The organism is Streptomyces africanus, assembly GCF_002150735.1.
Classification (GTDB): Bacteria; Actinomycetota; Actinomycetes; order Streptomycetales; family Streptomycetaceae; genus Streptomyces; species Streptomyces africanus.
Window position 1 is genome coordinate 16603 of the sequence record NZ_MUKA01000022.1, and the last position, 12674, is coordinate 29276.

At 73.7% G+C, this 12674-nt stretch carries 12 protein-coding genes; 9 read left to right on the forward strand and 3 right to left on the reverse strand.

Features of this window, described 5'->3' with window-relative positions:
• The first annotated feature begins 28 nt into the window (after positions 1-28).
• A complete protein-coding gene (locus tag CCL05_RS03665; protein ID WP_086559028.1) occupies positions 29-1180 on the forward strand; it encodes an NADH-quinone oxidoreductase subunit D in 1152 nt (383 codons plus the stop codon).
• 5 nt (positions 1181-1185) lie between these two features.
• Here CCL05_RS03665 and CCL05_RS03670 read toward each other — a convergent pair whose 3' ends face one another.
• A complete protein-coding gene (locus CCL05_RS03670) occupies positions 1186-2211 on the reverse strand; it encodes an SAM-dependent methyltransferase (protein ID WP_086559029.1) in 1026 nt (341 codons plus the stop codon).
• A 118-nt stretch (positions 2212-2329) separates the two neighbouring features.
• Here CCL05_RS03670 and CCL05_RS03675 point away from each other — a divergent pair, with 118 nt between their 5' ends.
• Positions 2330-3520, forward strand: a complete 1191-nt coding sequence (locus CCL05_RS03675; RefSeq protein WP_086559030.1) for a sensor histidine kinase — start codon at positions 2330-2332, stop codon at positions 3518-3520.
• An 83-nt stretch (positions 3521-3603) separates the two neighbouring features.
• A complete protein-coding gene (locus tag CCL05_RS03680) occupies positions 3604-4275 on the forward strand; it encodes a response regulator transcription factor (RefSeq protein ID WP_086559031.1) in 672 nt (223 codons plus the stop codon).
• 16 nt (positions 4276-4291) lie between these two features.
• Here the strand turns inward: CCL05_RS03680 and CCL05_RS03685 are convergent, their stop codons facing one another.
• Positions 4292-5398 carry a DUF5937 family protein gene (locus CCL05_RS03685; protein WP_086559032.1) on the reverse strand — a complete coding sequence of 369 codons (1107 nt, stop codon included), beginning with the start codon at positions 5396-5398 and terminating at the stop codon, positions 4292-4294.
• Between the two features lie 158 nt (positions 5399-5556).
• Here CCL05_RS03685 and CCL05_RS03695 point away from each other — a divergent pair, with 158 nt between their 5' ends.
• On the forward strand, positions 5557-5778 hold the full coding sequence (locus CCL05_RS03695; protein WP_086559033.1) for a hypothetical protein: 222 nt from the start codon (positions 5557-5559) through the stop codon (positions 5776-5778).
• Here the strand turns inward: CCL05_RS03695 and CCL05_RS03700 are convergent.
• The gene (locus tag CCL05_RS03700) at positions 5768-6979 is read right to left on the reverse strand and encodes a threonine aldolase family protein (RefSeq protein ID WP_086559040.1); all 1212 of its coding nucleotides are present in this window, start codon (positions 6977-6979) and stop codon (positions 5768-5770) included. The two genes, CCL05_RS03695 and CCL05_RS03700, sit on opposite strands and share 11 nt — an antisense overlap.
• A gap of 182 nt (positions 6980-7161) precedes the next feature.
• Between CCL05_RS03700 and CCL05_RS03705 the strand changes: the two genes are divergently transcribed.
• Genes CCL05_RS03705 through CCL05_RS03725 form a run of 5 tightly spaced genes read left to right on the forward strand, consistent with a single transcriptional unit; the run spans position 7162 to position 12581 of the window.
• Positions 7162-8091, forward strand: a complete 930-nt coding sequence (locus CCL05_RS03705) for a Rossmann-like and DUF2520 domain-containing protein (RefSeq protein ID WP_086559034.1) — start codon at positions 7162-7164, stop codon at positions 8089-8091.
• On the forward strand, positions 8088-9080 hold the full coding sequence (gene panC / locus CCL05_RS03710) for a pantoate--beta-alanine ligase (protein WP_086559035.1): 993 nt from the start codon (positions 8088-8090) through the stop codon (positions 9078-9080). Before CCL05_RS03705 ends, panC begins: the two co-directional genes overlap by 4 nt.
• Complete coding sequence (locus tag CCL05_RS03715) at positions 9077-10786, forward strand: L-aspartate oxidase (RefSeq protein ID WP_086559036.1); 1710 nt, start codon at positions 9077-9079, stop codon at positions 10784-10786. Before panC ends, CCL05_RS03715 begins: the two co-directional genes overlap by 4 nt.
• A gap of 5 nt (positions 10787-10791) precedes the next feature.
• The gene (gene nadC, locus CCL05_RS03720; RefSeq protein ID WP_086559041.1) at positions 10792-11766 is read left to right on the forward strand and encodes a carboxylating nicotinate-nucleotide diphosphorylase; all 975 of its coding nucleotides are present in this window, start codon (positions 10792-10794) and stop codon (positions 11764-11766) included.
• Positions 11767-11783: 17 nt separating this feature from the next.
• Entirely contained in the window at positions 11784-12581 is a 798-nt protein-coding gene (locus CCL05_RS03725) for a type III pantothenate kinase (protein WP_010044343.1), read from the forward strand.
• Positions 12582-12674 lie beyond the last annotated feature (93 nt).

A 12674-nucleotide genomic window follows, 5' to 3' on the forward strand; every position in this document is an offset into this window, starting at 1 on the left:
GCCAGCGTACGTAGGAGAGACTGTGTCCATGACTCCTACGACGGAGACCATGGTCGGAATCGGCGGCGCCGCGGAGAGCACCGACATGGTGCTCAACATCGGGCCGCAGCACCCGTCCACGCACGGCGTGCTGCGGCTGAAGCTCGTCCTGGACGGCGAACGCATCACGCGTGCGGAGCCCGTGATCGGCTATATGCACCGCGGCGCGGAGAAGCTGTTCGAGGCGCGCGACTACCGGCAGATCATCATGCTCGCCAACCGCCACGACTGGCTGTCGGCCTTCTCCAACGAGCTGGGCGTGGTGCTCGCCGTGGAGCGGATGCTCGGCATGGAGGTCCCCGAGCGCGCGGTGTGGCTGCGTACGCTGCTCGCCGAGCTGAACCGGGTGCTCAACCACCTCATGTTCCTCGGCTCGTACCCGCTGGAGCTCGGCGGGATCACCCCGATCTTCTACGCCTTCCGGGAGCGCGAGGAGCTCCAGCACGTCATGGAGGAGGTCTCCGGCGGGCGGATGCACTACATGTTCAACCGCGTGGGCGGTCTCAAGGAGGACCTGCCGGCCGGGTGGACCACGCGCGCGCGTGCCGCAGTCGCCGACGTGCGCTCCCGCATGGACCGGTTCGACGACCTGGTGCTCGGTAACGAGATCTTCCGCGGCCGCACCCGGGGCGTGGGCAGGCTCTCGCCGGAGGCCGTGCACGCGTACGGGGTGAGCGGGCCGATCGGGCGCGCCTCGGGCGTCGACTTCGACCTGCGCCGGGACGAGCCGTATCTCGCCTACGGCGACCTCCAGGACACCCTGAAGGTGGTGACCCGGCAGGAGGGCGACTGTCTCGCCCGCTTCGAGTGCCTCCTGGAGCAGACGCACAACGCCCTGGACCTGGCCGACGCCTGCCTCGACCGGCTCGCCGAACTGCCGCCCGGGCCGGTCAACCAGCGGCTCCCCAAGGTCCTGAAGGCCCCGGAGGGGCACACCTACGCCTGGACCGAGAACCCCCTCGGCATCAACGGCTACTACCTGGTCAGCAAGGGCGAGAAGACGCCGTACCGGCTGAAGCTGCGCTCGGCCTCGTACAACAACATCCAGGCGCTGACGGAGCTGCTGCCGGGGACGCTGGTCGCGGACATGGTGGCGATCCTGGGGTCGATGTTCTTCGTCGTGGGCGACATCGACAAGTAGCGTCCCTAGGAGCTGTCCTGGAGCGGGTCCCCGATCCCGACCGGCTGCACCAGCCACCCGAAGTCGCCCAGGCCGCCCGTCGCGGTGAGCTCGGCGGCCTCTCCGGCGCTCGCGAGGGCGCGTACGTAGGCGGCGGGGTCGGTGGACGCCAGCGTGAGCGGGGGGCGTGCGCCGGTCACGCCGAGGGCGCGCAGTGCCTCGCGCTGCCGGAGCAGGCGCCCGCCGGGCAGCGCGCACGCGTCGAGCGCCACATGGGCCGTGATGTCGCACGACCCGTCCGGCACGGCCGCCGTCTCGCGGCCCTCCCGGAAGCCGGTGAGCGTCCCGTACGGCGGCCGCGCGTCCGCCGTGTGCCCGTAGTCCACGGCGACGGCGAGCCCCCGGTCGAGCGTGGCGACCGCCGAGGCCCAGGCCTCGTCCCGGGGCAGGCCGATCTCGGCCCGCAGCCCCGTCTCGCCGGACAGCGGCCACCAGCGCGCCAGCCACCGCGCCCGCGCCCCGCCGACCGGCTCCCCGAGCCGTTCGGTCCCGTCCTCCCGGACCAGCACCAGCCGCGCCACGCCCGCGGAGTCCACCTCGGCGACCTCCACCGGGACGTTGTCCAGCCACTCGTTGGCGAACAGCAGCCCGGTCGCGCCCTGCGGCGGCTCGGCCAGCCACTCGATCCGGTGATCCAGGCCCGCGGGCCGCTCGGCGACTTCGACGGCGTACGCGCGCGTGCGCTCCGCCACATCGGCCGGGAGCGCGGCGAGCACCCCGGCGGCCAGCTCGCCCCGCCCGGCCGCCATGTCGACGAAGTCCAGCGTCGCGGGCCGTCCCAGCGCCTCGTCGACCCGGCACAGCAGCCCCGCCACGGCCCCTGCGAACAGCGGCGACGCGTGCACGGACGTACGGAAGTGCCCGGCCGGCCCCTCGGCCCGGCGGTAGAAACCGCCCGGCCCGTACAGGGCCTCCCGAGCCGCCGCACGCCACCCGCGCCACCCCGGCCCCGCCGGTCCCTGAGGTCCCTCATCCCTCGTCACTGCTGTCACGGGGCCAGGCTATGCGGACACAACGAACGCAACTCCACCTTGCGGAGTACGCGCGCCCGGTGCGGATCGGCCCTCCGGTTGACCCCTGCACCTATCCCGCTTCCCTACGCTGGGTTACGTGCAGCGCCTCTATGACTTCCTCCGCAGGCACCCGATGTGGGTCGACGGCTCGTGGGCCGTGGTCCTCCTCGGGATTTCCGTGGTCGGCGGAGCGTCGGGCGGATTCGGCTCCCCGGCCGTCGCCGTTCCGCTCTCGCTGCTGTTGTGCCTGGTGGTCGCGCTGCGCCGGCGCATGCCGGAGAAGATGCTGCTGCTCGCGACCGCGGTCGGTCTGGCCCAGCTGATCACCGATGTCGAGATGGGTCCCTACGACTTCGCCATGCTGGTGATCGTCTACACGGTCGCGGCGGAGGGCGCGCGCTGGGCCTCCCGCTTCGCGCTGGTCGCCGGCCTGTGCGCGGCCCCCGTGGCCCACCTGCGCTGGCCGAACGACCAGACGAGCGTCGCGGCCGGCATCGCCGCGGCGGTCTTCATGACCGTGCCCTTCGCCCTCGCCTGGGTGCTCGGCGACTCCATCCGCACCCGCCGCGCCTACTTCGCGCAGCTGGAGGAGCGGGCCGCCCGCCTGGAGAGGGAGCGCGAGGCCCAGTCCAAGGTCGCCGTCGCCGCCGAACGCGCCCGCATCGCCCGCGAGTTGCACGACGTGGTCGCGCACAACGTCTCGGTGATGGTGGTGCAGGCCGACGGCGCCGCCTACGTCCTCGACGCCGCGCCCGACCAGGCGAAGAAGGCCCTGGAGACCATCTCCTCCACCGGCCGCCAGGCCCTCGCCGAGATGCGCCGCCTGCTCGGCGTGCTGCGCACCGGGGAGCACGAGGAGGGCGGCGAGTACGTGCCGCAGCCCGACGTCCAGCAGATCGAGGACCTCGTCGAGCAGTGCCGGGGGCACGGACTGCCCGTCGACTTCAAGGTCGAGGGCACCCCCCGCCCGCTGCCCAGCGGCGTCGAGCTCACCGCCTACCGCATCGTGCAGGAGGCGCTCACCAACACCCGCAAGCACGGCGGACCGGGCGCGGGCGCGAGCGTACGCCTGGTGTACTTCGACGACGGCCTCGGCCTGCTCGTCGAGGACGACGGCAAGGGCGCCCCGCACGAGCTGTACGAGGAGGGCGGGTTCGACGGCCAGGGCCACGGCCTGATCGGCATGCGGGAACGGGTCGGCATGGTCGGCGGCACCCTGGACGCCGGCCCGCGCCCGGGCGGAGGATTCCGCATCAGTGCCCTGCTGCCGCTCAAACCCACCGGCTGACCTCGGCACACGCCCCTCGCTGACACCTGTAACGCTCCCACCCGCAACGCTCCCACCCGCAACAGAGACTGGAAGAGGCCCCGATGACGATCCGCGTGATGCTCGTCGACGACCAGGTGCTGCTGCGCACCGGGTTCCGGATGGTGCTCGCCGCCCAGCCGGACATGGAGGTCGTGGCGGAGGCGGGCGACGGTGTCGAGGCCCTGCAGGTGCTGCGCACGACCGAGGTCGACGTGGTGCTGATGGACGTCCGCATGCCGAAGCTCGACGGGGTGGAGGCGACCCGCCGGATCTGCTCGGACACCGACCCGCCGAAGGTGCTCATCCTGACCACCTTCGACCTCGACGAGTACGCCTTCTCCGGGCTGAAGGCGGGCGCCTCCGGCTTCATGCTCAAGGACGTGCCGCCCGGGGAGCTCCTCGCCGCGATCCGCTCCGTGCACAGCGGGGACGCGGTCGTCGCCCCCTCCACCACCCGACGCCTCCTGGACCGCTTCGCGCCGATGCTGCCGGGCACCGCGAAGGAGCCCCGGCACCAGGAACTGGAGCGGCTCACCGGGCGCGAGCGCGAGGTCATGGTGCTGGTCGCGCAGGGCCTGTCCAACGGCGAGATCGCGGCCCGGCTGGTGCTGTCCGAGGCGACCGTGAAGACGCACGTGGGCCGCATCCTGACCAAGCTGGGGCTCCGGGACCGGGTGCAGGTGGTGGTGCTGGCCTACGAGACGGGGCTGGTGCGGGCCGGCGGGCTCGGCTGACCCGGCCGCCCGGGCCCTACCTCAGGATCCCCTCCAGGAACTCGCTGCCGAGCCGGGCCACCACCGTCACGTCCAGCTGGTGCAGGACGTAACGCCCGCGGCGGCGGGTGGTGATCAGGCCCGCCTTCTTCAGCACGGCCAGATGCCGGGATATCTCCGGGGCCGTCATGCCGTGCACCTGCGCCAGCTCGCCGGTGGTGTACGCGCTGCGGGCCAGATGGCGGCAGATGCGCATCCGCACGGGGTGGGACAGCGCGGTCATCCGCAGGGCCAGCTGCTCCAGCGTGGGCGGGGCGGCGAGCTCGGGGGAGCCGACCGGGTAGTGCAGCACCGGCTGCCAGCCGTACCGGTGCAGGACCGCCAGATGGGGCCAGCCCAGGCTCGTCGGGACGAGCAGCAGGCCGCCGTCCCCCGTGGTCGTACGGCCCTCGCCCAGCTTGTCGACCGCGATGTCGGCGGCGGCCTCGTCGAGCGTCACCGCCGGGGACACCGCGGCCAGCGTCTCGGCCAGGCCCTTGTGCCGGAGCAGGTCCGTCTTGTGCCGGGTGTCGGCCGAGAGCTGGTGGCGCAGCCGGGACCAGGCCTCCGCGAAGAACGCCGCGTCGCAGTCCTGCAGGAACTGCCGCAGCCACGCCCGGATCCTCGGCGGGTCGGCCAGCAGCCGCTCGCTGAACCGCAACTGCTGCGGCCCGCGCGCGGCGGCCAGCTCCAGGGCGCGCCGACGCACCTCCGCGTCGGACAGCGCGTCCGGACCGTGCGAGCAGTACGGCTGTGAGCACGTGAACTCCAGCGCCGCGTCCACGAACTGTTCGTCCGTCAGCTTGTCCAGCAGGTCCAGTTCCTCGGCGAGCGTGGCGCCCGGCAGTGTGTTCCGGCCCGGGATGCCGGCGAAGGGCATGAACAGGTCCGAGAACGTCGTCCGCCACAGGAAGTCGGCCTCGCACATCCGGTCGGCCAGATGCGGATCGAGCCGGGCGGTCACGCCCGTCACCCAGCCCTGCAGGCCCGGGTGGTGTGCCGGCTCGGACAGCGCGTGCAGCGCCATGCCCAGCTCGGCCAGGGGCGAAGGCACCACGGCGACCTGCTCCGGCCGCAACCCGGCGATGTCGATGTGCACGCTCATGACCTCATGGTGCACCTCGCCACTGACAACGCCCCCTCGATTGACGGGCCTCGTCAATCGACGCGACGCCGCCCCCGGCACGGGCGCACGGTGGGACCACCGGGGCAGCCGCGGAGCCTTCGGACCTCCAACACCCCGTCCCGCAAAGGCGATCCACCATGAGCATCACGCAGCAGTACCTCCTCGACACCTACCGCGCCCGGCAGCACGACGAGCCCGCCCCGCCCGCGCCGGGCACGCACGACTGGCAGGTCGTACGGGAATGGCGCGACGAGCGGCAGTTCCGGGCGGTCCTCGCCGGGCGCCCGGCCCGCCGGCGGAAGCGGATCCGGACCGCCCTGGGCCGGTGGCTGCCCTCCAGGCGCCGCGCTACCGGCTGATCCGCCCGGGCAGCCGGGCCACGAAGTCGGCGACCGCCGTCTTCACGTCCTCGGCGGTCCACTCGAGACCGGCGGACCGCACCTGCACCTCCGTGCGGGCCAGGCCCGGCCCGCTCCGGTCCCAGGCGAAGGAGAACAGGACGGTGCCGGTCTCCTCGGCCGTCCGCACCGCCGCCTCCGAGAGGACGTCGGCGTCGTACGGCAGCCACACCTGGAAGTCGTGGGTGTGCGGCACCTCCGGGTGCACGCGCGCCCACGGCACCCCGGCCGCCTCGAACCCCTCGCGCAGGGCAGCGGCCACCACGCGCGCGTGAGCGACGAACTCCGGCAGCCGGGGCAGTTGCCGCTCCAGCCCGGCCAGCGCCGACAGGGCCGTCGGGAACTGCTGGAAGACCAGGCCGCCGTACCGGTGCCGCCAGGCCTTCGCCTCCTCCACGAGCTCCCCCGGACCGGCGAGCGCCGCACCGCCGAACCCCTCCAGGGACTTGTAGAACGACACGTAGACGCTGTCGGCCAGGCCCGCGATCTCCTCCAGGGGGCGGCCGAAGTGGACCGTGGACTCCCACAGGCGGGCCCCGTCGAAGTGCACCACCGCGTCCCGCTCCCGCGCGGCCGCCACCACCTCGGTGAGCTCCTCCCAGGAGGGCAGCACGAAACCGGCGTCCCGCAGGGGCAGTTCCAGCATCAGCGCGCCGAAGGGCTCCTCGAAGTCGCGCACCTCGGCGGCGGTGGGCAGCCGCGGCTCGCTGGTCACGCGCACCGGCCGCAGGCCGCCGACCTCCCTGAACGCGTTCCGCTCGTGCACCTCGGGATGGCTGAGCGCGTGCAGGGCGACGGTCGGGTCGCCGGTGCGGCCCGCCCAGCAGCGCAGCGCCACCTGCTGGGCCATCGTGCCCGTCGGGAAGAACGCGGCGGCCTCGGTGCCGAGCAGTGCGGCGACCTTCGTCTCCAGCGCCTCGACGACGCCGTCGCCGTACACGTCGGACCGCTCGTCCAGGTCGTACAGGTCCTGCGCCCCGTCCAGCTCGGCCAGCCGCTCCCGGAGCGTCTTGTGGAAGGCGAAGCGCGCGAACACCCGCCGTGCGCCGCGGTGGGCGGCCAGCCGCCGCTCCCGGAGCTGTGACCTGAGGTCCTCGTCCGGCCGGTCCTCGTCCGACCGTCGCCCGGCCGCCTGCTCGTCCTGATCCGCCATGTCGCTCATGGCCCGGATCATCCCGCGCGCGTGTGCGGCCGGGCACCCGGATTTCCGTACGCCCGGGCGCCTGTGCGATGCGTGTGACGCACACCCTGTGGACAACCGGACGCCCCTCGAACCGATCGCGTTAACATGACGAGAAATCGTCCGGTACCCGGAGCGGACTGGAACGGGAAGGCCGCCGTCGAGTGAACACAACCCCACAGCCAGACCCCAGGGACCGCCCCGCGCGGCTCACCGTCGGCGTCGTCGGCGCCGGCCGCGTGGGACCCGCACTGGCCGCGTCCCTCCAGCTCGCCGGGCACCGCCCGGTCGCCGTCTCCGCGGTCTCCGAGACCTCCCGGCGCCGCGCCGCGCAACTGCTGCCCGACGTGCCGGTGATGCCGCCCGCCGAGGTCCTCCAGCGGGCCGACCTGGTCCTGCTGACGGTTCCCGACGACGCCCTGCCCGAGCTGGTCGCGGGCCTCGCCGACACCGGGTCCGTACGACCGGGACAACTGCTCGTCCACACCTCCGGGCGGTACGGCGCGCGGGTGCTCGACCCCGCCCTGCGCGCGGGCGCCCTGCCGCTCGCCCTGCACCCCGCGATGACCTTCACCGGCACGCCCGTCGACGTCCAGCGGCTGGCCGGCTGCTCCTTCGGCGTCACGGCGCCCGAGGAGCTGCGGCTGGCCGCCGAGGCCCTGGTGATCGAGATGGGCGGCGAGCCGGAGTGGATCGCCGAGGAGAACCGGCCGCTCTACCACGCGGCCCTCGCCCTCGGCGCCAACCACCTGGTCACGCTGGTCGCCCAGTCCCTGGAGCTGCTGCGCACGGCCGGTGTCTCGGCCCCCGACCGGATGCTCGGCCCGCTGCTCGGCGCGGCCCTGGACAACGCCCTGCGCTCCGGCGACGCGGCCCTCACGGGCCCGGTCGCGCGCGGCGACGCGGGCACGGTCGCCGCGCACGTCACCGAGCTGCGCCGGCACGCCCCACAGGCCGTCGACGGCTACCTGGCGATGGCCCGCGCGACCGCCGACCGGGCCCTGGCCCACGGCCTGCTGAAGCCGGAGCTCGCCGAGGACCTCCTCGGGGTACTCGCCCACGGGACCGACGGCACCGAAGGGGACACCCGATGACCACGACCCTGCTCAGCACCGCCGCCGAACTGCACGCACGCGCGCGTGCGGGCCGCCGCGCCGTGGTGATGACCATGGGCGCGCTGCACGAGGGCCACGCCACGCTGATCCGCACCGCGCGCGCCCTCGCCGGACCCGACGGCGAGGTCGTCGTCACCGTCTTCGTCAACCCGCTCCAGTTCGGCGCGGGCGAGGACCTCGACCGCTACCCGCGCACCCTGGACGCCGACGTGAAGCTGGCCGGGGAGTCGGGCGCGGACGTCGTGTTCGCCCCGGCCGTCGACGAGGTCTACCCCGGCGGCGAGCCCCAGGTCCGCATCACCGCGGGCCCCATGGGCGAGCGGCTGGAGGGCGCCTCCCGCCCCGGCCACTTCGACGGCATGCTCACGGTCGTCGCCAAGCTGCTGCACCTCACCCGCCCCGACGTCGCCCTGTACGGCCAGAAGGACGCCCAGCAGCTCGCCCTGATCCGCCGCATGGCGCGGGACCTGAACTTCGGCGTGGAGATCGTCGGCGTCCCCACCGTCCGCGAGGAGGACGGCCTGGCCCTGTCCAGCCGCAACCGCTACCTCTCGCCCGCCGAGCGACGCACCGCCCTCGCGCTGTCCAGCGCCCTGTTCGCGGGCCAGGACCGGCACGCCGCGCAGGAGGCGCTGCGCGCCCGGGCCCGCGAGGTGCCCGCCACACGCGCGCGTGCCGAGGCCCTCAGCGCCATAGGGGAGTCCCGCGCGGCAGCGGACGCGCACGCCGTCGCGACGGCCGTCCCGGGCGGCCCGTCCGCCGTCCGCGCGGCCGCCCGCCAGGTCCTCGACGAGGCCGCCCGCCTCGATCCGCCGCTCGTGCTGGACTACCTCGCCCTGGTCGACCCGTCCGACTTCACCGAGATCGGGGACGACTTCACCGGCGAGGCGGTCCTCGCCGTCGCCGCCCGGGTCGGGACGACCCGGCTGATCGACAACGTTCCCCTCACCTTCGGAGCCGCCTCGTGACCAGCACAGGCATACGACTGCACGCGCCCGCCCCCGGGTGGTCCATCTCCGCGGACGTGGTCGTCGTCGGCTCCGGCGTCGCCGGCCTCACCGCCGCCCTGCGCTGCGAGGCGGCCGGCCTGACCACCGTCGTCGTCACCAAGGCCCGCCTGGACGACGGCTCCACCCGCTGGGCCCAGGGCGGCATCGCCGCGGCCCTCGGCGAGGGCGACACCCCCGAACAGCACCTAGACGACACCCTGGTCGCGGGCGCGGGCCTGTGCGACGAGGAAGCGGTGCGCATCCTCGTCACCGAAGGCCCCGACGCCGTACGCCGCCTCATCGAGACCGGCGCCCAGTTCGACGAGTCCTCCGAGGGCCGCCTGGAACTCACCCGCGAGGGCGGCCACCACCGCCGCCGCATCGCCCACGCTGGCGGCGACGCCACCGGTGCCGAGATCTCCAGGGCCCTGGTCGAGGCCGTACGCGCGCGTGGTCTGCGCACGGTCGAGAACGCTCTCGTCCTGGACCTCCTCACCGACGCCGAGGGCCGCACGGCGGGCGTCACCCTGCACGTCATGGGCGAGGGCCAGCACGACGGCGTGGGCGCGGTCCACGCCCCGGCGGTGGTCCTGGCCACCGGCGGCATGGGCCAGGTCTTCTCGGCGACGACCAACCCGTCCGTCTCCACGGGCGACGGCGTGGCCCTGGCGCTGCGCGCGGGCGCCGAGGTGAGCGACCTGGAATTCGTCCAGTTCCACCCGACGGTCCTCTTCCTGGGCTCCGACGCTGAGGGCCAGCAGCCCCTGGTCTCCGAGGCGGTGCGCGGCGAGGGCGCCCACCTGGTCGACGCCGACGGCGTGCGCTTCATGCGGGGGCAGCACGAACTGGCCGAACTCGCCCCGCGGGACATCGTCGCCAAGGGCATCACGCGCCGCATGCAGGAGCAGGACGCCGAGCACATGTTCCTCGACGCCCGGCACTTCGGCGCCGACATGTGGGAACACCGCTTCCCGACGATCCTCGCCGCCTGCCGCGCCCACGGCATCGACCCGGTCACCGAGCCCATCCCGGTCGCCCCGGCCGCCCACTACGCCTCCGGCGGCGTCCGCACCGACTCCCGGGGCCGTACGACCGTCCCCGGCCTGTACGCGTGCGGCGAGGTCGCCTGCACCGGCGTGCACGGCGCCAACCGCCTGGCCTCCAACTCCCTCCTCGAAGGCCTGGTCTACGCCGAGCGCATCGCCGCCGACATCGCGGCGAACGGCGTCGAGGCCCGCGTGCCGCAGCCGCTGCCGCACCCGGAGACCCCCGAGCACCCCCTGCTCACCCCGGAGGCCCGCTTCGCGATCCAGCGGATCATGACGAACGGGGCCGGTGTCCTGCGCTCCGCGGAGTCCCTCACCAAGGCCGCCGACCAGCTCCAGCAACTGCACACCGACGCCCGCGACGCCCTCGCCGAGAACGGCAAGACGGCCGAGGCCGGCGTCGACACCTGGGAGGCCACCAACCTGCTGTGCGTGGCCCGCGTCCTGGTCACCGCGGCCCGGCTGCGCGAGGAGACCCGGGGCTGCCACTGGCGCGAGGACCGCCCCGAACGCGACGACACCACCTGGCGCCGCCACATCGTCGTACGCCTGAACCCCGACCGCACGCTGGCCGTGCACACCACGGACACCACAGACTTCCCTACGACCCTCCCGCCCCAGGCCCCTCAGGAGCAGTGACCGACGTGAGCACCCCCGACCTTCCCCTCGCCTCGTCCGGAGGCTGCGGCGACGGCTGCGCCTGCGGCGCGGACGACGAGGCGTACCTGGAGTGCGGCCTGGACCCCGCACTCGCCCAGCTCCTGGCCGACGCCGGCCTCGACCCCGTCGAGGTCGAGGACATCGCCAACGTGGCCCTCCAGGAAGACCTGGCCCACGGCGTGGACGTGACGACGGTGGCGACGATCCCCGAGGACGCGGTGTCCACCGCCGACTTCACGGCCCGCGAGGCGGGCGTCGTGGCCGGCCTGCGCATCGCCGAAGCGGTCATCTCGGTCGTCTGCGAGGAGGAACTCGAGATCGAGCGCCACGCGGAGGACGGCGACCGCGTCGCGGCGGGCCAGAAGCTCCTGTCGGTCACCACCCGCACCCGCGACCTCCTCACGGCCGAGCGCAGCGCGCTGAACATCCTGTGCCGCCTGTCGGGCATCGCGACGGCCACGCGCGCGTGGGCGGACGTCCTGGACGGCACCAAGGCCAAGGTCCGCGACACCCGCAAGACGACACCCGGCCTGCGCTCCCTGGAGAAGTACGCGGTCCGCTGCGGCGGCGGCGTCAACCACCGCATGTCCCTCTCGGACGCGGCCCTCGTCAAGGACAACCACGTGGTCGCCGCGGGCGGCGTCGCCCAGGCCTTCAAGGCGGTCCGCGAACGCTTCCCCGACGTCCCCATCGAGGTCGAGGTCGACACCCTGCACCAGCTCCGCGAGGTCCTGGACGCCGGCGCGGACCTGATCCTCCTGGACAACTTCACGCCGGGCGAGTGCGAGGAGGCGGTCGCCCTCGTCCAGGGCCGCGCCGCCCTGGAGGCCTCGGGCCGCCTGACCCTCGGCAACGCCAGGGCCTACGCGGAAACCGGCGTCGACTACCTGGCCGTCGGAGCCCTCACCCACTCCTCGCCGATCCTGGACGTCGGCCTGGATCTGCGGCCGGCGGAGTAGGGGAGCGGGTACGGGCCATGCTGCTGACGATCGACGTAGGAAACACCCACACCGTCCTGGGCCTGTTCGACGGCGAGGACATCGTCGAACACTGGCGCATCTCCACGGACGCGCGCCGCACCGCCGACGAACTGGCGGTCCTCCTCCAGGGCCTGATGGGCATGCACCCGCTCCTCGGTGACGAACTGGGCGACGGCATCGACGGCATCGCCATCTGCGCGACCGTCCCCTCGGTCCTGCACGAGCTCCGCGAGGTGACGCGCCGCTACTACGGCGACGTCCCGGCGGTCCTCGTCGAACCGGGCGTCAAGACGGGCGTCCCGATCCTCATGGACAACCCCAAGGAGGTCGGCGCGGACCGCATCATCAACGCGGTCGCGGCGGTCGAGCTCTACGGCGGCCCCGCGATCGTCGTCGACTTCGGCACAGCGACGACGTTCGACGCGGTCAGCGCGCGCGGCGAGTACGTCGGCGGGGTCATCGCCCCCGGTATCGAGATCTCCGTCGAGGCCCTCGGCGTCCGCGGCGCCCAGCTCCGCAAGATCGAGGTGGCCCGGCCCCGCAGCGTCATCGGCAAGAACACGGTCGAGGCGATGCAGTCGGGCATCATCTACGGCTTCGCCGGGCAGGTCGACGGGGTCGTCAACCGCGTGGCCCGCGAGCTGTCGGAGGACCCGGACGACGTCACGGTCATCGCGACGGGTGGTCTGGCACCGATGGTCCTGGGCGAGTCGTCGGTCATCGACGAGCACGAGCCGTGGCTGACGCTGATCGGGTTGCGACTGGTGTACGAGCGGAACGTGTCGCGCATGTGACGGTCGTTGTGCCGGGGCGAGGCGGGCCCGCAACCCGGCGGAGCGGGGTGCCCCTGCGCCCACCCGAGCCGCCCCAGCGGCACGACTGCTCGC

Excerpts from the sequence above, each read along its gene's own strand:
- CCL05_RS03665 (WP_086559028.1), top strand. The coding sequence starts at position 29 with ATGACTCCTACGACGGAGACCATGGTCGGAATCGGCGGCGCCGCGGAG.
- CCL05_RS03680 (WP_086559031.1), top strand. The coding sequence starts at position 3,604 with ATGACGATCCGCGTGATGCTCGTCGACGACCAGGTGCTGCTGCGCACC.
- CCL05_RS03685 (WP_086559032.1), bottom strand. The coding sequence starts at position 5,398 with ATGAGCGTGCACATCGACATCGCCGGGTTGCGGCCGGAGCAGGTCGCC.
- CCL05_RS03695 (WP_086559033.1), top strand. The coding sequence starts at position 5,557 with ATGAGCATCACGCAGCAGTACCTCCTCGACACCTACCGCGCCCGGCAG.
- CCL05_RS03700 (WP_086559040.1), bottom strand. The coding sequence starts at position 6,979 with ATGAGCGACATGGCGGATCAGGACGAGCAGGCGGCCGGGCGACGGTCG.
- panC (WP_086559035.1), top strand. The coding sequence starts at position 8,088 with ATGACCACGACCCTGCTCAGCACCGCCGCCGAACTGCACGCACGCGCG.
- CCL05_RS03725 (WP_010044343.1), top strand. The coding sequence starts at position 11,784 with ATGCTGCTGACGATCGACGTAGGAAACACCCACACCGTCCTGGGCCTG.